Raw genomic sequence first — 20,001 nt, 5'->3', positions numbered from 1 at the left:
AAGGGGCGTTTGGGGCGCCGCGACCCGCGACGCGCCGGACATCAGGCGGACGTGGGGCCCGTCACAGCCGCGCCGGCCGCCTTCGCGGCCTCCCGGACCGCTCCCGCGACCGCTCCGGCGACCTTGTCGTTGAAGACCGACGGGATGATGTAGTTCGCGTTCAGCTCGTCCTCGGCGACGACGTCGGCGAGGGCGCGCGCGGCGGCGAGCATCATCTCCGTGTTGACGGTGCGGGACTGAGCGTCCAGCAGACCGCGGAAGACACCGGGGAAGACCAGGACGTTGTTGATCTGGTTCGGGAAGTCCGAGCGGCCGGTGGCCACAACTGCCGCCGTCAGGCGCGCGATTGCCGGGTCGACCTCGGGGTCCGGGTTCGCAAGCGCGAACACGATCGCACCCTCGGCCATGGCCGCGACGTCGACGCCGTCCAGGACGTTCGGAGCCGAGACGCCGATGAAGACATCGGCGCCCACGACGGCCTGCTTGAGGGTGCCGGTGACGGACTCCGGGTTGGTGTTGTCGGCGATCCAGCGCAGTGGCGAGTCGGCCTGCGCGGAGACCAGGTCCTCGCGCCCGGCGTGCACCACACCGTGGATGTCGGCCACGACCGCGTGCTTGACGCCCGCGGCGATGAGCAGCTTCAGAATGGCCGTGCCGGCCGCTCCGGCGCCGGACATGACGACCCGCACGTCCCCGATCCCCTTGCCCACCACGCGCAGGGCGTTGGTCAGGGCGGCCAGGACGACGATCGCGGTGCCGTGCTGGTCGTCGTGGAAGACGGGGATGTCGAGGGCCTCGCGCAGCCGGGCCTCGATCTCGAAGCAGCGAGGCGCGGAGATGTCCTCCAGGTTGATGCCCGCGAAGCCGGGGGCGATCGCCTTGACGATCTCGACGATGGCGTCGGTGTCCTGGGTGTCCAGACAGATCGGCCAGGCGTCGATGCCGGCGAAGCGCTTGAAGAGGGCCGCCTTGCCCTCCATCACGGGGAGGGCGGCCATCGGGCCGATGTTGCCGAGGCCGAGCACCGCGGAGCCGTCCGTCACAACTGCGACGGAGTTGCGCTTGATGGTGAGGCGCCGGGCGTCCTCGGGGTTCTCGGCGATCGCCATGCAGACCCGGGCCACACCCGGGGTGTAGATCATCGAGAGGTCGTCACGGTTGCGGATGGGATGCTTCGACGCCATCTCGATCTTGCCGCCGAGGTGCATCAGGAACGTACGGTCGGAGACCTTGCCGAGGACGACGCCCTCGATGTCCCGCAGACCTTCGACGATCTCGTCCGCGTGCGAGGTGGAGGAGGCGGCGATCGTGACGTCGATCCGCAGCTTCTCGTGGCCGGAAGCGGTCACGTCGAGGCCGGTGACCGAGCCTCCGGAGGACTCCACGGCCGTGGTGAGCTGGGAGACCGCTGTGCCGCTCGCGGGCACCTCCAGCCTGACCGTCATCGAGTACGAGACGCTGGGCGCCGTTGCCATGGCCGAGTCCTTCGCTTTCCTCAGAGCGGCGGTCATCGGGGGGGGCGGCGTCGCGGTGCCGGGCGCGTGCGTCTGCGGCGGCGTCGTCGATCACCATGGCTCCGCCATGTCTCGATCCTCCGCCTGCAGACGCACGCGCCCGGCCCCGCTCCTTCGCGCTCCCCGACGGCCGGACGCTCTTAGCTTCATTGCTGCGCGTGGCCGGAACTGTCGCTCCGGACACGCCTTCCGATATTCGCACCTACCGATGAGTAGCCGGTAATGACCGCCACTTTTCGGAAAGTGTTTTCCACCATACGAGATATGAGGGCACCAGCGGAACCCCTGCCGGTGCGCGAACAGGCCCGTAAACGAAAACAGACCCGCTTCACCGGAGGGTGAAGCGGGTCTGTCTTCTTCAGTTGAACGGCACCGACCCGCCATGCTCGCCTCGCGGCAAGTGGTCGCTCGAAGCGACGAAGGTTGGGCCCGGGGGCTTGGATCGAGCCGGTGCCGACTCCAGGCTAACAAACACCCCGGAGAAGTGATTCCCCCAGCGCAGGTTGACCGAAAAAAGGCTCCTGCGCCCCCGCCGCCGAGGCCCGTCACGGGGCCCGTCAGTCCCTGAGGAGGTCCGGCACCCCGTCCTCGTCGGGCAGGTCGCGCTCCCCCGAGACGACCGTGAGCTGCTGGGTCGCCCTCGTCAGTGCCACGTACAGCACCCGCAGCCCCGCCGGGGACTCGTCCGCGATCTCCGCGGGCGAGACGACCACCGTGGCGTCGTACTCCAGGCCCTTCGCCTCCAGACTGCCGAGGGCCACCACGCGCTCGCCGAGCTCCGCGAGCCAGCCACGCGCCTGCGCCCGCCGGTTCATCGCGACGACGACACCGACCGTGCCGTCCACCTCGCCCAGCAACCGTCTGGCCTCCTCGCGCACGGTGCCGGCCAGATCGCCGTCCCGCACGGTCTCGAAGCGCGGCCGCACGCCCGTGGAGCGGACCGCCGCCGGGGACTCCATGCCCGGCATGGCCAGCGCCAGCACCTTCGCGGCGAGTTCGGCGATCTCCGCCGGGTTGCGGTAGTTGACGGTCAGCGTGAAGTTCCGGCGCGGACGGCTGCCCAGCGCCTCGTCACGGGCCGCGGCCGCCTCGTCCGGATCGGACCAGGAGGACTGCGCCGGGTCGCCGACGATCGTCCAGGTGGCGTGCCGGCCGCGGCGGCCGACCATGCGCCACTGCATGGGCGTGAGGTCCTGCGCCTCGTCGACGATGACGTGCGCGTACTCCGTGCGCTCCGCCGCGAGCCGCTCGGCCCGCTCCCACTGCGTCTCCTCGCGGTGCGGCATCAGCTCCTCCAGACCGGTGAGCTGGTCCAGCGGATCGGACTCGCGCTTGCGCTTGGGCCGGTGCGGGGTGCCGAGCAGCGTCTGGAGTTCGTCGAGGATCGCCACGTCGTGGACGGACAGCGGGCCCCGGCCCTCCGCGTCGAGCCGCTTCAGGGAGCGCGCGAGCCGGCGCACCTCACCCTGGTTCAGGGTGCGGCGTGACCAGCGGGCGAGGCGCTTCTCGTCGGCCATCGCCGCAAGCACCCCGCGCGGGGTGAGCTCGGGCCACCAGGCGTCCAGGAACGCGAGGAACGGCGTCTCCGTGGAGACGTCCTCGTCGAACGACGAGCGCAGTTCGGCCGCGAGTTCCTGATCGGTGTAGCGGCCCCGGCCCGACGACCTGTTCCACAGCGCGTCGAGCAGCAGCTTGCGGGCGCGCGGGCGCAGCAGGTTGACCGGCGCGGTGCCGCTGAGCACGTTGTTGCGGATGCGCCGGAGCTCGTCCTCGTGCAGCTCGACCCGGGCGCCGAAGGCCACCACGCGGAGCCGGGTGGGCGTGGCGGCCTCCTGAGGGGCCGCCTCGGCCTCCGCGAAGGCCAGCTGGCCCTCCTGGGCGGCCGGGCGCGGCACGGGCTGCTCCAGCGCCCCGCGTGCCGCCTTGCGCAGCACGTGGAGCATCCGGGAGGACCCCTTGATCCGCGCGACAGCCGGTTCGTCGTACGTGGTGGCGCCCTCGATACCGGCCGCCTCGTCCGACAGCGAGCCGACCGCACGGATCGCGACCTGGCCCTCCTCGCCGAGCGAGGGCAGCACGCCTTCGGTGTACGCGACCAGCAGCGGCGTCGGCGAGACGACGAGGATGCCGCCCGCGTACCGCCGCCGGTCCTGGTAGAGCAGGTACGCCGCACGGTGCAGGGCGACCGCGGTCTTGCCGGTGCCGGGACCGCCGGAGACCTCGGTGACCGAGGCGGCGGGCGCCCGGATCACCAGGTCCTGCTCGGCCTGGATGGAGGAGACGATGTCCCGCATGGTGTGGCTGCGGGCCTGTCCGAGCGCCGCCATCAGTGCGCCGTCCCCGATGACGGGGAGCGTGTCGCCGCCCAGGTACGCGGTCAGCTCGGGACGCATCAGGTCGTCCTCGACCCCGAGGACGCGGCGGCCCTTGGAACGGATGACCCGGCGGCGTACCACCCGGCCCGGTTCCTTCGGTGTCGAGCGGTAGAACGGTGCGGCCGCCGGGGCGCGCCAGTCGATGACCAGCGGCGCGTAGTCGGAGTCGAGGACCCCGATCCGGCCGATGTGCAGCGTCTCGGCGATATCGGCGGTGCTGTCCGCCCGTACGGCGTCGTCGGCCGGTTCGACGGAGGTGAAGGCGCCGTCCGGGCCGCGCTCACCGTCCTTGCCGAGCAGCAGGTCGATCCTTCCGAAGAGGAAGTCCTCGAACTCGCTGTTCAGCCGGTTGAGGTGGATTCCGGCGCGGAACACCTGGGCGTCACGTTCGGCGAGCGCTCCCGGTGTACCCACCTGGCCGCGCTTGACGGCGTCGTTCATAAGAAATTCCGCCTCGTGGATCTTCTCCTCGAGGCGGTGGTAAACACGGTCGAGATGTTCCTGCTCGACACCGATTTCCCGGTCCCGCAACGAATCGACAGCGGCATCCTGCGCGGTCACCGAGACCCCCTTCTGACGTGCATTGGGCAGCCGTCAACCTTATGCGAAGGGGGGCCGTCGCGCACCTGCCGCAGGCATCGATCTCGCGCGCCGGGATATCGATTGCGTGTCGGACGCCCGGCGGGCGCCTCCGGGGGTCTCTCAGACTCCGACGCTCACCAGCCGTTCGCCGTCGAACGTACGGACCTCGAAGTGGTCTATGTCGGCCCGGTCCATGGCGGCCCCGCCATGGACGTAGAGGGGGTACCTGGCAGCGGGATGGGTGGAGTCCGCGATGCCGTACCCCCACTTCGGTACGGCCCAGGAGGTGACGACCTCCTCCTCGCCGGTCTTCGACACGGCGATCAGCCGGCACTTCTGCGGGCCCTTCACGTTCTTCAGTTCCAGCACGGTGTGCGTGCCCCAGGCCTTCGGTTCCATACCGACGGTGGCGTCGACGGCGGTGACGGGGTCGGTCGCCTGCGCCTTCTCCTTCATGTGGTGGAAGAAGGCGTCCTCGGCGGGGCTGGTGGGGTGCGGATCGGCCGCCTCCACGTTGCTCGTGCCGCCACTGGTGGCCATCACCGCGACCACCGGTCCGCCGATGATCAGCGCCGCTGCCGCCGCCACCAGATACCTCGCGCGCCGCGTGCGCCGGGCACGCTTGGCCGCGACCTCGTCCACCAGGGTGTCCAGCACGCGGGGCGCCGGTGGTGCGGGGACGTGCGGGACCGGGCGGGCGCCGGGCACGGCGGCCGGGGACTCGGCGAGCATCGCGAGCATCGGCTCCAGGCCGGCGAACTCGTCGAGGTGGGCGGCGCAACGGGCGCAGCCGGCCAGGTGCGCTTCGAAGGCTGCGGCCTCGGGCCCGTCCAGGATGCCGAGGACGTAGGCGCCCGCCGCGTCGTGCCCTGCCTCGTCCACGGGGCCGCCGGGGGCGGCGAACGGCCCGGCGGGGCCGGAGGGACCGGCCGGCCGGGGCTCGAAGGGCTGCCACTCGTGGTCGCTCATGCCGTGATCCCCCTCTCTTCGAGTGCGAGCTTCATCGAACGCAGTGCGTAGAAGACCCGGGACCGCACCGTGCCACTGGGTATCCCGAGCACCTCGGCCGCCTCGTTGACCGTACGGCCCTTGAAGTAGGTCTCGACCAATGCTTCCCGGTGGGCGGGGGTCAAATCGTCGAGCGCGTCCGAGAGCGTCATCAGCCACAGCGCCTTGTCGATCTCGTCCTCCGCGGGAATGACCTCCAGTGGCGACGGGTCGACCTCGTGCGGCCGGGCCTGCCGACTGCGGTGGCCATCGATGACGATGCGCCGGGCGACCGTCACCAGCCAGGGCCGGACGGAACCGGTGGCCCTGTTGAGCGAACCGGCGTTCTTCCAGGCACGGATGAGTGTTTCCTGCACCACGTCCTCGGCGCGCTGTCGGTCGCCGGCGACGAGGCGGAGTACGTACGCGAGCAGAGGTCCGGCGTGTTCGCGGTAGAGCGCCCGCATCAGCTCCTCGTCGGGGACGGCGGAGGGTGACGGGGGCGGCCCACCGCGATGCCGGGCCCTGTGCGGACGGTCATCGGCCACGGCCGCATCCTTGCGCACCCGAACCTCCCGGTCGAGACCCTGTTGAGCTCCTTGGCCATCGATACGGGGATGCCGGACGATCCATTCAATGCGCGTCCAAGATTCTTTACGGCTCGGAGCCGCCCTCTCGCTCCGCGTCGCCCCCGTGCTGCGGGGAGGCGCCCGCCGACTCCGTGTGGCGTCGCCGGTGCCGGGCGACCCGTTCCCGGTTGCCGCAGACCTCGCTGGAGCACCAGCGCCGGCGCCGGCCGCGTGAGGTGTCCAGGTAGACGCGGCGGCAGTGGTCGCCCTCGCAGCGGCGCAGCCCGGCCAGCGCGACCGGATCGGTGAGGAGTTCCACGGCGTCCCGCGCCACGGCGGCCAGCAGCGCCCCGCAGCCGGGTTCGGTGCTCAGGCCGCGCACCAGGGCCCCGTTACCGGCGCGCACGGCGCACAGACCGGGCGGGGCGCTCGCGGCGAGCGCGTTGACGCGCTCCAGGGCGCCGTCCGCCGCCCGCCCGCCGAGCTGCGCGGTCAGCAGCCGGTCCACGGCGCTCCTCAGCTGCCGGAACCGCACGAGCCAGTCGTCGTCCACACCGTCGAGCCGGGTGCCCCGCGGCACGGCCCCGGCGGCCACCAGCCAGTCGGCGAGCCCCTCGGGCCGGTCCAGCGGGTCGGCGGCGCCGGGGCTTGCAGCTCCCGTCGCGACCAGGTCCAGGCACAGCCGCCCGGAATCGAAGCGCCCGTCGTACGAGCCCCTGCGCCTCGCCATGCGCATGCCACCGCCTCGGGTCCGGCCGCCGTCCTCACCAGAGTGCCCCGCCCGGCCCCCGCCCGTAACCCCCGCCGCCACCCCGGCCGCGGCAACTCCCCTCATACGATGAGCCGATGAACACCCATCCGCGCAACGCCCGCCTCCGGACCGGCTCCCTGGTGCTCCGCCCCTGGGAGCCGGGCGACCTCACGGTCCTGCTGGACGCGTACCGCGACCCGGCGATCCGGGCAGGGTCGCGCGCCCCGGTGGAGGACGAGGCGGCGGCGGCCCGCTGGCTGCGCGACCAGGAGGAGGGCCGTGCGTCCGGGCTCCGCCACGGCTTCGCCGTGGTCGACACGGCGCTCGGGGACGGGCCCGTCGGAAACGCCGTCCTCGTGCACCCCGCGCCGGGCTCGGGGGCGGCCGAGGTCGGCTACTGGACAGTGGCGGCCTGCCGCGGCCGCGGGATCGCCCCGCAGGCTCTCGCCGCGCTCACGGACTGGGCGTTCACGGTGTTCGCCGGGGACGGTCTCGTACGGCTGGACCTGCTGCACCAGGTGGACAACGAGGCATCCTGCCGGGTGGCGGAGAAGGCCGGGTACGGCCTTGCGGAGGTGTTGCCCGCATGCCCGCCGTGGCCGCTCGACGGCCACCGTCACGAGCGCCGGGCAGCCGGCCCCGGACGCTGATGCCCCGGACGCTGATGCCCGGAGCTGCTCAGGCTTCGGGCGCCGTCTCCGCCCCGGTCACCGGGCCGTCGTGCAGGATGCGCTGGAAGAGCCGGTGGTCGCGCCACTCGCCGTTGATGTGGAGGTAGCCCGGTGCCAGGCCGATCTGCTCGAAGCCGCACTTGGCGAGCACGCGCTGCGATGCCTCGTTGTACGGCAGTGTCCCGGCCTCGATCCGGTGCAACCGCATCTCGTCCCGCGCCAGTTCGCAGATCAGCCGCACCGCGGCGGTGGCCAGTCCCCGCCCCGAGAAGTCCCCGTCCACCCAGTAGCCGAGGGCGGCGCTGCGGAACGGCCCGAGCACCACACCGTTGAGGGTGAACATACCGATCGGCCGGTCCTGCCCGTCGATGAGCACCCACGGCATCGCACGCCCCGCGTCGCGGTCCGCCAGCACACCGGTCAGCCGCTCGCGCTGCCCCGCTTCGGTGTAGAAGTCGTCGGGCCGTACGGGCTCCCAGGGCTGCATGTGCGTGCGGTTGCGGGTCAGCACTTCGGCGAGGGACGCGGCGTCGGCCATGGCAACGGAACGGAGCCGTATCTCCGCGTCCAGCCGATGGATGTCATGGTTCATCCCCGCACGGTATCCCGGGCGCGACACGGCCCGGGCGGACGCTCAGGGACGGTGCGGTGCCCGCGCCGCGGCTCCCCGCGCCCGCTGGGACGACTGCGTGGGGAACTGCGAGCGGTGAGGGTGTCGCGGTCCGGGCGCCGGTGCGCGACGGCGCCGTCAGGAGTCCGCGTAGCCCTCAGGAATCCGCGTACTTGGCGTCCGACGCCGGGTCCAGGGCCAGTCGGTAGCCGCGCTTGACGACCGTCTGGATCAGCCGGGGAACCCCGAGCGCGGTGCGCAGCCGGGCCATCGCCGTCTCCACCGCGTGCTCGTCCGTACCGCTGCCGGGCAGCGCGCGCAGCAGATCGGCGCGGGCCACCACCCAGCCTGGCCTGCGGGCCAGGGTGTGCAGCAGGGCCATGCCGGCGGGCGGCACCGCGCGCAGTTCGTCGTCCACCAGGACCGCGTGGCCGCGGATCTCGACGCGATGACCGGCGACGGGCAAGGTCCGAGCCCGGGAGGGGAGTTCACGGCAGAGCAGCTGGACGAGCGGGCCGAGCCGGAAGCGCTCGGGCTGGACGGTCTCGATGCCCCGGTCCTGCAACGGGAGGGCGGTGACCGGTCCGACGCAGACCGACAGGACGTCACCCTGCAGGGCGCCCATCAGCTCGGTCAGCAGCCCGCGTTCCTCGGCCCGGCGCAGCAGCGAGACCGCGGCCGGGGCGCTGGTGAAGGTGAGTGCGTCCACGCCGCGCGCGACGGTGGTGTCGATGAGCCGGTCGAGGGGGGCGATGTCCTCGGGCGGCATCCAGCGGTAGACGGGGACGCCGATGACCTCGCCGCCGGCCGCGCGCAGCGACTCCACGAAGCCGGGGAGGGGTTCGCCGTGCAGCTGGAGGGCGATGCGGCGGCCCTCGACCCCTTCCTCCAAGAGGCGTTCCAGCACCTCCGCCATGGATTCGGACGCCGGTGACCAGGTCTCGGTCAGCCCGGCGGCGCGGACCGCGCCCTTGACCTTGGGCCCACGGGCCAGCAGTTCGACCCCGCGCAGGGTGTCCAGCAGCTGTTCCCCGATGCCCCAGCCGTCGGCGGCCTCGATCCAGCCGCGGAAGCCGATGGCGGTGGTCGCGAGGACCACGTCGGGGACAGTGTCGATGAGTTCCTTGGTGGCGGCGAGCAGTTCGCTGTCGTCGGCGAGCGGCACAATCCGCAGTGCGGGCGCGTGCACCACGGTGGCGCCCCGCCGCCGCAGCAGGGTGCCGAGCTCGTCCGCCCGGCGCGCGGCGGTGACACCGACCGTGAAGCCCGCGAGGGGCCCGTGCTGTTCGTCGTCGTGCATATGGTCTACCCGGCTCTCGTCCCGCTGCTGCTCAATGGTGCGGAGGTCCGAGCCTGCCAACGATGCGTGACAGGCTCGGTTCACCCGTATTTCCCGCCCGTTACGTCACCCGACATCGCCAGGACCTTTCGTTCGGATCACCAGGCACCGGGCCCCGCGGCCCCGGCCTGATCCCGACGGGACCTGGGTCATCATCACACTTCGGCGTAGCTGAGCTGGGGCTTCGCGGGGACGGCCGCGGTGCGGCGAAGGTATACCGCCCAGGTGAGCGCGAAGCACACTCCGTAGAAGGCGAGGAAGGACCAGAAGGCCGCCGTTCCGGTGCCCGAGGTCTGGAAGGACTGCCGGAAGGCGAGGTTGATGGCGAGCCCGCCGAGCGCCCCGACCGCGCCGATGAGGCCCATCGCCGCCCCGGACAGCCGCCGCCCCTGGGCCGCCGCCTCCTCGCCGCGCAGCCCCTGGGCGATCGCCTTGGCGTGGAAGATGCCCGGGATCATCTTGTACGTCGATCCGTTGCCGAGTCCCGTGAGGACGAACAGGGCGGTGAAGCCGACGAGGAACACGGTGAGCGATTCGATGCCGGAGGCGTACACGACGACACCGGTCGCGACGGCCATGGCGGCGAAGTTCGCCAGGGTGATGCGGGCGCCGCCGTACCGGTCGGCGAGCCAGCCGCCGGCCGGCCTGATGAGCGAGCCCAGCAGCGGGCCGATGAAGGTGAGCGAGGCGGCCTGCAGCGGGGTCCTGCCGAACTGGGTCTGCAGGACGAGGCCGAAGGCGAAGCTGTAGCCGATGAAGGAACCGAAGGTGCCGATGTAGAGCACCGCCATGATCCAGGTGTGCGGGTCGCGCACGGCGTCCTTCGCGGCTCCGGTGTCGTTCTGTACGGGTGCCAGGTTGTCCATGAAGTACGCGGCGCACAGCCCGGCGACGACGATCAGCGGGATGTACACGCCGAGCACGATCCGCGGGTGCATGGCGCCCGCGGTCCCGATCACCAGCAGCCCGACGAGCTGGACGACGGGCACCCCGATGTTGCCGCCGCCCGCGTTGAGTCCGAGCGCCCAGCCCTTCTTGCGCAAAGGGAAGAAGGCGTTGATGTTCGTCATCGAGGAGGCGAAGTTGCCGCCGCCGATGCCGGTCAGCGCGGCCACTGCCACGAAGGTGGTGTACGAGGTCCCCGGCTCCATCACCAGGAAGGCGGCGATCGTCGGCACCAGCAGGGTGAACGCGCTGAACACGGTCCAGTTCCGGCCGCCGAACCGGGCCACGGCGAAGGTGTAGGGGACCCGCGCGAGGGCGCCGACCAGTGTCGCGGTGGAGATCAGGAAGAACTTCCCTGCCGGGTCCACCCCGTACTCCGGTCCCATGAACAGGACCATCACCGACCACAGGGTCCAGATGGAGAATCCGATGTGCTCGGAGAGTACGGAGAACCAGAGGTTCCGGCGGGCGATCCGCTCGCCCTTCTCCCGCCAGAACGTCTCGTCCTCGGGTTCCCAGTGCTCGATCCAACGGCCAGCCATCACGCGCCTCCACGGGTGGTCGGGGTGTTGTCCCCGACGCTAGGCAGCGCGCGTTTCGGTGTGGTGCCGCGAGGTGACCGGTGCGCAACCTTGCTCTCACCGGGCCGGGACCGGCCCGGTGAGACGGTGGTCAGCGCCGGTGCGAACCGTCCGGCCCGACGGCCGCGCGGCCGTCGGCGCCGCGCTTGCGCTCCTGCCCGTTGGGCCAGAGCCGCGGACGGCGCTTGGCCGCGACGTCCTCGACCCACCCGACAGCAATGATCATCAACCCGATCAGCGGCCAGACGAGGATCAGCGCCAGGGTGTTGTACGAGGCGTCGATGTAGGTGCCGAGGTGGTCACCGACCCACGGCACGTTCCACAGCTGGTCGATGAGCGGGAAGGCTGCCATCAGCAGCAGGTTGTGCCAGAGGTAGATGGTCACGGCCCGGTTGTTGGCGAGAGTGACCAGGCTGTCCCAGCCCGCCAGCCGGCCCGGCAGCTGCCGCCAGGAGGGCGCGTACTGCAGGAGGATGACGCAGAAGCCGAGCGACCAGGTGGCCTGGGCGAGCGGGATCTCGTCGAGGTTCCAGCCCTCCTCGGTGAGGTGCCCGGAACCCCACCAGAGGGCGAAGGCCATGAGGAACGCCGCCATGGAGACCGTGAGGTAGCGCGGGACGGTCCGCAGCAGACCGTCGTTGTGCGCGAAGCCGAGGATCCAGCAGGAGCCGAACACGGCGAAGTCGACCAGCCCCTCCCCTGCCGTGCCCGGCACCGTGACCAGTCCGGTGCCGATGACGGCGGTGAGACCGATCGGGGCGAGCAGGGTGACCCAGGGGAGTCGGCGAAAGGCCTTCAGGAGGAGCGGTGAGGCCAGGACGAACCACAGGTAGGCGCGGATGTACCAGAGCGGTCCCATCGCCTGCTCGGCCCAGGAGGTCTCCAGGAAGCCCCCCTCGGCGCCGCTCTCCCACGGGAAGGGAGGCGTGCCAACCGGGAGCACGTAACAGCCCAGCTTGAGGAACCACCAGATGCCCTCCTCCCGGACCGGCTTCCAGCCGAGCAGGAAGACCATCGGTACGACGACGGCGGCGAACGCCCACATCGGCGGGAGCAGCCGCCTCAGCCGGCCGCGGATGACACTCCACGCCGGCCTCGCCAGCGACCGGGCCATCAGCGAACCGGCCAGGGCGAACATGACGCCCATGGAGGGGAAGAGGACCGTCAGCCAGGCCCACCCGAAGAGGTGGAAGACGACGACGCGGACGAGGGCCACCGCACGCAGGAGGTCCAGATAGCGGTCCCGGCCCGGCTTCTCCGCGACGGCCGGTGCGGGTTCCGGCTCGGGTACGGGGGCCTGCGTGCAGGGTGCCGGCCCGGGTGACCGTGTCCACGCCTGCCGGCCGGACAGCTGTGTCCCGTCCTGCGGCTGCACCGGGAACGGCACCGTGTGCGGCTCCCGGGGCGGCTGCTGCGGGTACGCCGAGGGATGGCTCATGCGACGGGCCTCCGGTCATTGCTGCGTCGGCTCTGGCTCGGCATCGAACCGGGCGCCTCCACGACCCCCGTGCGGCGCAGCTTCTGCCACCGGAGCCGGCCTCCGGTGAGAGCGGTGATCCAGGACTGGAGCAGCACCACGTACATGAGCTGCCGGTAGAGAACCTGCTGGAGGGGCAGCGAGAGCAGATGGGTCATGCGCTCCCGGTCGAGCCGGAAGGCGTACGCGGCGCAGACGGCCTGCACCGCGAGGACGCCGAGCCAGGCGGCGACCGTCTGCTCGGTGGGCCCGAAGACGAGCCCGTACAGCAGGAAGACGTCGATGAGCGGGGCGAGCAGCGGGGCGACGACCATGAACAGGGCGACGAACGGCAGCCCGACCCGTCCGAAGCGGCCGGACGGGCCGCGTTCGATCACCGCGCGGCGGTGCTTCCAGATGGCCTGCATCGTGCCGTACGACCACCGGTAGCGCTGCGACCAGAGCTGCTGCACGGACTCGGGCGCCTCGGTCCAGGCGCGGGCGTTCTCCGCGTACACGACGCGCCAGCCGTCCCGGTGCAGGGCCATCGTGACGTCGGTGTCCTCGGCGAGGGTGTCCTCGCTCATGCCGCCGATCCGGTTCAGCGCGTCGCGGCGGAACGCCCCGACCGCGCCGGGGATGGTGGGCATACAGCGCAGCATGTCGTACATGCGACGGTCGAGGTTGAAGCCCATCACGTACTCGATGTGCTGCCAGGCGCCGATCAGCGAGTCGCGGTTGCCGACCTTGGCGTTGCCCGCCACGGCCCCGACCCGGGGGTCGGCAAAGGGCTGCACGAGCTCACGGACGGTGGACGGCTCGAAGACTGTGTCGCCGTCCATCATCACGATGATGTCGTAACGGGCGTGCGCGATGCCGTTGTTCAGAGCGGCGGGTTTCCCGGCGTTGCGCTGGCGCACCACCCGGACATGGCGCAGCCGCATCGCGTCGACCAGGTCCGCCGTGCCGTCCGTGGAGCCGTCGTCGATGACGATGACCTCCAGCGGATAGTCGCTCGCCACCAGGGAGCGGACGGTGTTGGCGATGCACTTGCTCTCGTTGAACGCGGGCACCAGGACGGACACCGGACGGGTGAGCGGCTCACCCCAGCTGAAGTCCCGCTTCCGGACCCGGCGGGCGTGCGCGAAGGACAGCAGCAGCATCAGACCGAAACGGGCCAGGACCAGCACTCCGATGACGGCCAGACCGACGACCATGACGTCGGTGATGTGCTCCGAGACCTCGACGGCGGAGACGAACGCCTTGCCCTTCCAGAGCGCGTACCCGGTGACCCGGGTGTGTGCGCTGGGGGCTCCGAGGGCCTGGGTGAGGTTGGTGAACTCGTACCCCTCGTCCTGCATCTTGGGCAGGAAGTGGCCGAGCGCGGCCACGGTCTGGGACCGGTCGCCCCCCGAGTCGTGCATCAGGACGATGGCACCCTTGCCGTCCTTCGGAGTGGCGTTCTTGCTGATGACGCCGACCCCGGGCCGCTTCCAGTCCTCGCTGTCGGTGTTGTTGACGACGGTGAGGTAGCCGCGGCTGCCGACGTACTGGGTGACCGGCCAGGACTTGTCGTCCATGGCATCGGCGAACGACGAGTACGGCGGCCGGAACAGGGACGTACGGATGCCTGCCGCGCCTGCCAGCACCAGCTGGTTCTGGGAGAGCTCCCAGTCGATGCGCTCGGTGGACTGGTAGGAGAGGTCGGGGTGGTTGAAGGTGTGCAGCCCGACCTCGTGCCCCTCCTCGACCATGCGCTCGACCAGATCGGGATAGCGGGAGGCCATGGTGCCGGTGACGAAGAAGACGCCGTGCGCGTGGTACTCCTTCAGCTTGTCCAGCACCCGGGGGGTCCACACGGGGTCGGGGCCGTCGTCGAAGGTCAGCACGATCCGGTGGTCGGGAATCCCGAGCGACTTGGCGGGCTCGGTGGTGCTGCGCGCGTCGATGACCGGGCCGCCGTCCAGTACCTGCTCGGGCACCCGGTCGGTGGCCGCCGGTGGCTGGATCCGGTGGTCGGCGAGGATCTCGCTGTGCACGTATCCGCGCAGCATCAACATGGCGAGCAGGGCAACGAGGAACAGGAACGGCAGCATGTAGCGCATGGGGAGCCTGCGCCGCCGGGTCTGCTTCTTACGGTGGTGCCTGCCCCGCGGGGCGGGGGGGGTCATCTAGCTGGCGCTTTCTTGCTCTTGCACAGGAGGATCCGGTGTGGTGGCGGGCGGGGTCACGGGGTCCGGGGACACGGTCGTCGGCTCGACGCTCGGGGTCCCGGGGTCGGCGCCCGGAGCCGAGCCGGACGCCTCTCCGGCCGGCTCACCGCCACCGGTGCTCGCTGTGGCGCCGGTGTGCCGCACGGACGGTACGACGGGGGCCGAGGCGGACGATCCGGTCGCCGGGACCGAGGAGCTCCCGTTGCCGGTGGCACCGCCCGGGAGCGCAGCGCTCCCTCCGGTATCCGGGATGCCGGACGGCGAGATGCCCGACGTCACCCCTGGTGAGGCCTGGACACCCGGGCTTTCGGCCGGAGTGGCCGGCGCCCGTACCTCTTCCGCCTTCTGATGCTCCTCCTGGCCGGAAAGCGGCAGGAACGGAGCGCTGGAGTTGCCTCCGAGCAGAGCGACGACGAGCGTCACCGCGTACCCGACGAAGATCGCGGCCAGGACCCAGCCGAGCCGCCGGAGCGTCTTGCTGCGCCGGCCGCTCTCGTCGACGAAGACGGGGCCGTCGGAGCCGTCCGGAGCGCTGGGTTCCGGGAGCAGCTCGGAGAGCTGCCGTCCCAGTCCGTCGAGCTGGATGGTGACTTCGTTCGGCTCGTGTGTGTGCCCCGCACGGGCACCTTCACGCCAAGTTTCCACAGTTGTACGCACTTCCCCCACTCAGGATCGGGTGCGCGCAACTGACCGTATATGTGCCGCCGGACCGGGCCCCCACCCTGTCCACGCGCGCCCCCTACCACAGTGCACCCGGGCCATGAATGTAGCGCACGTCAACGACAGTCCGACCCCACCGGCCGGTGTTGTTCATCATGAGAGATACAACCGTTTTCGAACCGCGGTGCGGGCACTGCCTCGTGCGGGTCGGCCACGGGAGCGCGGGGCGGGGGCACGCGCCGGAGCGCACGCCCCCGCGCGCCGGTCGCGGTACCTCCGCAACAAAAAACGAGGACCCCGCTGCCGGTGGCAGCGGGGTCCTCGTCCACATGGGAATTGTGGAGATGGCGGGAATCGAACCCGCGTCCAACGGTGCGGAACCAGGGCTTCTCCGAGTGCAGTTCGCTACGCTTTTCTCGGCCCCGGAGGTCACGCGAACAAGCCTCCGACAGGCCCAGCCACTGTCTGATTTCCTTCTAGGCCCCGTGACCGGGCTTAGAAGTTTAGATCCCTCATTGATGCCAGGATCCGGGTCGGGATCACCCCCGGGCTGACACTCCGCAGAGTCTTCGCTTAGCTGCTAATTAGGCAGCGAGGGCGAAGGCGGAGGAATCGCGCTTGGAATTGGCGATTATTGTTTGCGACATATGGTTTACGAGATCATTGCCGCTTCCTCGACTCGCTTCCCCTGCTTCGACATCCGCTGTCGAAACCGATCATCCCCATGTTGATTTTTCAAAGGTGGTACACACCCCGTGGGGTGCAGTGCCATCGTACGTGACCAACGCACGACGATGCCAGCGTATTCCTGCCGCACCGGCCGGCAGCCACCGGCATGGTGCGCTCAGGCGCTCCGCTGTCGGCGGCGGGCCGCCGAGATCGCCCGGTTCGTCTCCCTCGTGTCCTGCTTCTCGCGCAGCGTCTGCCGCTTGTCGTACTCCTTCTTGCCCTTCGCCAGCGCGATCTCGACCTTGACCCGGCCGTTGGTGAAGTACAGGGCGAGCGGCACGATCGTGTGCCCGGTCTCCTGCGACTTCGACTCCAGCTTGTCGATCTCGGCCCGGTGCATCAGCAGCTTGCGCTTGCGCTTGGCCGCGTGGTTGGTCCAGGTCCCCTGGACGTACTCGGGCACGTGGATGTTGTGCAGCCACGCCTCGCCGCCGTCGATCTGCACGAAGCCGTCCACCAGGGAGGCCCGGCCCATGCGAAGGGATTTGACCTCCGTACCCATCAGTACGAGGCCGCACTCATAGGTGTCGAGGATCGTGTAGTCGTGGCGCGCCTTCTTGTTCTGCGCGACCATCTTGCGCCCGGTGTCTTTTTCCTTAGCCATAGTGCGGCCATTTTCGCACTACGACCCGCCCCCGAGGCCACTCAATACCGTCTCGGCCCGCTCCTGGGCCCGCGAGCTCACCGCGAGGTCAGGGGTGATCCCCCGGCCGTCGACGCTGCGGCCCGCCGGAGTACGGTAGTGGCCCACGGTCAGCTCGGCCACGGAACCGCCCGCGAGCTTGCTCGGCATCTGGACCGATCCCTTGCCGAAGGTCCGCGAGCCGACCGTGACCGCCCGGCCCCGGTCCTGCAGCGCGCCGGTCAGGAGCTCGGCGGCACTCATGGTCCCGCCGTCGATGAGCACGACCACGGGGCGCTCCGTGTCGCCCCCCGCATCGGCGTACAGAGCGCGCTGCTCGCCGTGCACGTCGTACGTGGCGACCAGACCGCCGTCCAGGAAGGCGGAGGCGGCGGTGACGGCCTCGGTGACCAGTCCACCGGAGTTGCCGCGCAGGTCCAGCAGCACCCCGGCGCCCGCCGGCGCCTTCATGACCGCGTCGCGGACCTCCGTGCCGGAGCCCTTGGTGAAGGAGTCGACCTCGATCAGCACGGCCGCGGAGGCATCGGAGCGCTCCGGTCCGATCCGCCGCACGGAGACGGCCTCGGTGGCGAGACGGGCCCGCCGCAGCGGCTCGGTGCGCGTGACGGAACCGCGCTGGACACCCAGCACGACGGTGCTCCCGGCGGCCGCGTCGGTACGGTCCCCCCTCAGCAGCGCCACGACATCGGAGACCGGGCGCCGGTCGACCCGACTGCCGTCGACCGTACGCAGCACATCGCCCGCTCGGATTCCGGCCCGCGCGGCAGGACTGCCCGGCTGGACCCGGGCGACCGCGACCAGCCCGTCGGAGGAGCGTCTGGCGGCGATCCCGACGCCCGTGTACGAACCGTCGAGTGCCTGCTCGAACTCCTGGTACTCCCGCTCGTCGTAGACCGCCCCCCAGCGGTCTCCGCTGCGGCTGACGACCTCCTCGGCCGCCTCCGTACCGGACTTGCCGTCCGCCACGGCCTGGGCGGCCGCGTCGGCCACCGCGTCGCGGTCGGCGGACGCGGCGACGGACCGGGTCTCTATCTCGGTGCTGCGACCCTCTCCGTGCGGCAGCGAGCCGGTGGCGGCGGCCGTGGCGAGCACGCTCGCGAAGACCAATGTCAGGGCCGCCCCGCGGCAGAGGCCGCGGGACCCGAAACGCAACTCAGGACCCGACATGGCGCCGAGTCTAGGACAAAGCCCCGGCGGCGCACGGCCCGTTGGCCGCGCGCCCCACGGGGCGCATGTCACACCTTGAGGTACTTGCGGAGCGCGAAGAGAGCGGCAACTGCGGGCATCAGCAACCCGATCGCCAGGACCAGCGGGAGCTTGGTGAGGACTGCCTCCCAGCCGATGAAGTCGATCAGGTTCAGCTTGTCCTGGAGGGCGAGACCGCCGTCGATCAGGAAGTAGCGCCCTGCCAGCAGCATGACGCAGGCCAGCACACCACCGATCAGGCCGGCGAACGCGGCCTCCATGATGAACGGCATCTGGATGTAGAAACCGGAGGCCCCGACGAGCCGCATGATGCCCGTCTCCCGCCTTCTGCTGAACGCGGACACCCGGACGGTGTTCACGATCAGCATCAGGGCGATGACGAGCATCAGCGCCATGACGAAGAGCGCAGCGACGTTCATGCCGTTCATCAGCCCGAAGAGGTTGTCCAGGATGCTTCTCTGGTCCTGGACCGACTGCACTCCGTCGCGCCCGGCGAAGGCCGTGGCGACGACCTTGTACTTCGTCGGGTCGTGCAGTTTGACGCGGAAGGACTCCGGCATCTGGTCCGGCGTGATGTTGCCCGCCATCGGGGAGTCGCCGAACTCCTCCTGGTAGTGCTTGTACGCCTGGTCGGACGACTCGTAGATCACCGTCTCGACGACGTCCATCTTCTTCAGATCGCCGAGGATCTCCTTCTTCTGCGGATCGGTGACCGCACCCTTGGCGCACTGGACCACCGTCTCCGCATCCCCCTTGCCACAGAGGTAGATGGAGACGTTGACCTTGTCGTACCAGTAGTCCTTCATCGTGCTGACCTGCTCGCGCATGAGCAGCGCGCCACCGAACAGGGCGAGCGAGAGGGCGACGGAGACGACGACGGCGAAGGTCATCGTGAGGTTGCGACGGAGGCCGACGCCGATCTCCGACAGGACGAACTGGGCGCGCATGGCGTCCTTTCAGTGCTGGGTGCTCAGTGCTGGTAGCCGTAGACGCCGCGCGCCTGGTCGCGTACGAGACGGCCCTGCTCGAGCTCGATGACGCGTTTGCGCATCTGGTCGACGATGTTCTGGTCGTGGGTCGCCATGATCACGGTGGTGCCGGTCCGGTTGATCCGGTCCAGCAGCTTCATGATCCCGACCGAGGTCTGCGGGTCGAGGTTGCCGGTCGGCTCGTCCGCGATCAGCAGCATGGGCCGGTTGACGAAGGCCCGCGCGATCGCCACGCGCTGCTGCTCACCACCGGAGAGCTCGCCGGGCATCCGGTCCTCCTTGCCGCCGAGACCGACGAGGTCGAGGACCTGCGGAACCGCCTTGCGGATCTCGCCGCGCGGCTTGCCGATCACTTCCTGGGCGAACGCCACGTTCTCCGCGACGGTCTTGTTGGGAAGGAGGCGGAAGTCCTGGAACACCGTGCCCAGCTGGCGGCGCATGTGCGGCACCTTCCAGTTGGACATGCGCGCGAGGTCCTTGCCGAGGACGTGGACCATGCCCTGGCTGGCACGCTCCTCGCGGAGGATGAGACGCATGAAGGTGGACTTGCCGGAGCCGGAGGAGCCCACCAGGAAGACGAACTCGCCCTTCTCGATATCGAGAGACACATCCCGTAGAGCGGGACGGCTCTGCTTCGGGTAGGTCTTGGAGACGTTGTCGAATCGGATCACGGATGCACCACGGTCGGCCGGGAGTAGGTGAGCGTGACCATACGCGAACCCGCCTCACGCGTGCAGGCACGCGTACCGGGATGGGTGATTTACGGTGAAACGGCAGCGGGCCGGGTCCTGCCGGAACAGGAACGGACCGGGAGGTATCCGGCGGGGCGCGCCGAAAGCTGTGCGAGCTGGCACAGTGGTAGGGGGAACGGTTGCGTGTCCGTGAGCGTTGTGCGGAGAGAAGGCTTGTGCGGCTCCGCCGCGCGGGAGGAGGAAAGCGCATGACCTATGACCGTTTGGTGTGCGCGAACTGCGCGGCGCCCGTGAACGAGGGGCGCTGCCCCGTATGCCGGGCCAGCCGCGCGCGACTGCAGCAGGAACAGGAGCAGGGACCGTTCGCGGGGCTCAGCCCTGCGATGCTGATCGCCCTGATGGTGGTGCTGCTGGCCGCCCTGGCGCTGCTGGCGCACCAGACGGTGTAGCCGGCCCTCCTCGTACGCGTACACGCGCACAGGGGCCCCG

17 protein-coding genes and 1 other RNA gene are annotated in these 20,001 nt (G+C 70.5%); 2 read left to right on the top strand and 16 right to left on the bottom strand.

The annotated features are described in order from the left end of the window. Positions 1-41: 41 nt before the first annotated feature. The 5 genes from OG538_RS22995 to OG538_RS22975 form a co-directional block, all read right to left on the bottom strand. On the bottom strand, positions 42-1,475 hold the full coding sequence (locus OG538_RS22995) for an NAD-dependent malic enzyme (RefSeq protein ID WP_406096477.1): 1,434 nt from the start codon (positions 1,473-1,475) through the stop codon (positions 42-44). Between the two features lie 596 nt (positions 1,476-2,071). Continuing rightward, positions 2,072-4,450, bottom strand: coding sequence for a HelD family protein (locus OG538_RS22990; RefSeq protein ID WP_406096475.1), 2,379 nt, complete (start codon positions 4,448-4,450; stop codon positions 2,072-2,074). A gap of 141 nt (positions 4,451-4,591) precedes the next feature. Next, on the bottom strand, positions 4,592-5,440 hold the full coding sequence (locus tag OG538_RS22985; RefSeq protein ID WP_406096473.1) for an anti-sigma factor family protein: 849 nt from the start codon (positions 5,438-5,440) through the stop codon (positions 4,592-4,594). Beyond that, entirely contained in the window at positions 5,437-6,024 is a 588-nt protein-coding gene (locus OG538_RS22980) for a sigma-70 family RNA polymerase sigma factor (RefSeq protein WP_406096471.1), read from the bottom strand. Before OG538_RS22980 ends, OG538_RS22985 begins: the two co-directional genes overlap by 4 nt. 88 nt (positions 6,025-6,112) lie before the next feature. Continuing rightward, entirely contained in the window at positions 6,113-6,757 is a 645-nt protein-coding gene (locus tag OG538_RS22975; protein ID WP_406096469.1) for a CGNR zinc finger domain-containing protein, read from the bottom strand. A gap of 116 nt (positions 6,758-6,873) precedes the next feature. On the opposite strand from OG538_RS22975, the gene OG538_RS22970 reads away from it, so the two are divergent. Continuing rightward, entirely contained in the window at positions 6,874-7,428 is a 555-nt protein-coding gene (locus tag OG538_RS22970) for a GNAT family N-acetyltransferase (RefSeq protein WP_406096467.1), read from the top strand. Between the two features lie 28 nt (positions 7,429-7,456). On the opposite strand, the gene OG538_RS22965 is transcribed toward OG538_RS22970, so the two are convergent. From OG538_RS22965 to ftsE, 11 genes are all read right to left on the bottom strand, one after another. Beyond that, on the bottom strand, positions 7,457-8,041 hold the full coding sequence (locus OG538_RS22965; RefSeq protein ID WP_406096465.1) for a GNAT family N-acetyltransferase: 585 nt from the start codon (positions 8,039-8,041) through the stop codon (positions 7,457-7,459). Between the two features lie 175 nt (positions 8,042-8,216). Then, the gene (locus tag OG538_RS22960; RefSeq protein ID WP_406096463.1) at positions 8,217-9,359 is read right to left on the bottom strand and encodes a uroporphyrinogen-III synthase; all 1,143 of its coding nucleotides are present in this window, start codon (positions 9,357-9,359) and stop codon (positions 8,217-8,219) included. Between the two features lie 194 nt (positions 9,360-9,553). Further along, positions 9,554-10,885, bottom strand: a complete 1,332-nt coding sequence (locus OG538_RS22955; protein WP_406096461.1) for a nitrate/nitrite transporter — start codon at positions 10,883-10,885, stop codon at positions 9,554-9,556. A gap of 130 nt (positions 10,886-11,015) precedes the next feature. Then, complete coding sequence (locus OG538_RS22950) at positions 11,016-12,362, bottom strand: acyltransferase (protein WP_406096459.1); 1,347 nt, start codon at positions 12,360-12,362, stop codon at positions 11,016-11,018. Continuing rightward, entirely contained in the window at positions 12,359-14,485 is a 2,127-nt protein-coding gene (locus tag OG538_RS22945; protein WP_406100265.1) for a bifunctional polysaccharide deacetylase/glycosyltransferase family 2 protein, read from the bottom strand. The genes OG538_RS22950 and OG538_RS22945 overlap by 4 nt, the downstream gene beginning before the upstream one ends. Before the next feature lie 66 nt (positions 14,486-14,551). Next, positions 14,552-15,238: a hypothetical protein gene (locus OG538_RS22940; protein WP_406096457.1), complete on the bottom strand. Its 687-nt coding sequence runs from the start codon at positions 15,236-15,238 to the stop codon at positions 14,552-14,554. Positions 15,239-15,589: 351 nt separating this feature from the next. Next, positions 15,590-15,977, bottom strand: a transfer-messenger RNA (tmRNA) gene (gene ssrA, locus OG538_RS22935). Positions 15,978-16,097: 120 nt separating this feature from the next. Next, entirely contained in the window at positions 16,098-16,586 is a 489-nt protein-coding gene (gene smpB / locus OG538_RS22930; RefSeq protein WP_385283155.1) for an SsrA-binding protein SmpB, read from the bottom strand. Positions 16,587-16,604: 18 nt separating this feature from the next. Then, the gene (locus OG538_RS22925) at positions 16,605-17,792 is read right to left on the bottom strand and encodes a S41 family peptidase (protein ID WP_406096455.1); all 1,188 of its coding nucleotides are present in this window, start codon (positions 17,790-17,792) and stop codon (positions 16,605-16,607) included. A gap of 68 nt (positions 17,793-17,860) precedes the next feature. Further along, a complete protein-coding gene (gene ftsX / locus OG538_RS22920) occupies positions 17,861-18,778 on the bottom strand; it encodes a permease-like cell division protein FtsX (protein ID WP_406096453.1) in 918 nt (305 codons plus the stop codon). 23 nt (positions 18,779-18,801) lie between these two features. Next, the gene (gene ftsE / locus OG538_RS22915; protein ID WP_024489199.1) at positions 18,802-19,491 is read right to left on the bottom strand and encodes a cell division ATP-binding protein FtsE; all 690 of its coding nucleotides are present in this window, start codon (positions 19,489-19,491) and stop codon (positions 18,802-18,804) included. 269 nt (positions 19,492-19,760) lie between these two features. On the opposite strand from ftsE, the gene OG538_RS22910 reads away from it, so the two are divergent. Then, the gene (locus OG538_RS22910; protein WP_350996701.1) at positions 19,761-19,961 is read left to right on the top strand and encodes a hypothetical protein; all 201 of its coding nucleotides are present in this window, start codon (positions 19,761-19,763) and stop codon (positions 19,959-19,961) included. Positions 19,962-20,001 lie beyond the last annotated feature (40 nt).

This window comes from Streptomyces sp. NBC_01013 (assembly GCF_045162765.1).
GTDB lineage: Bacteria > Actinomycetota > Actinomycetes > Streptomycetales > Streptomycetaceae > Streptomyces.
The sequence above is the reverse complement of the archived record's forward strand: the minus strand, read 5'-3'. Positions and strand labels throughout refer to the sequence as shown.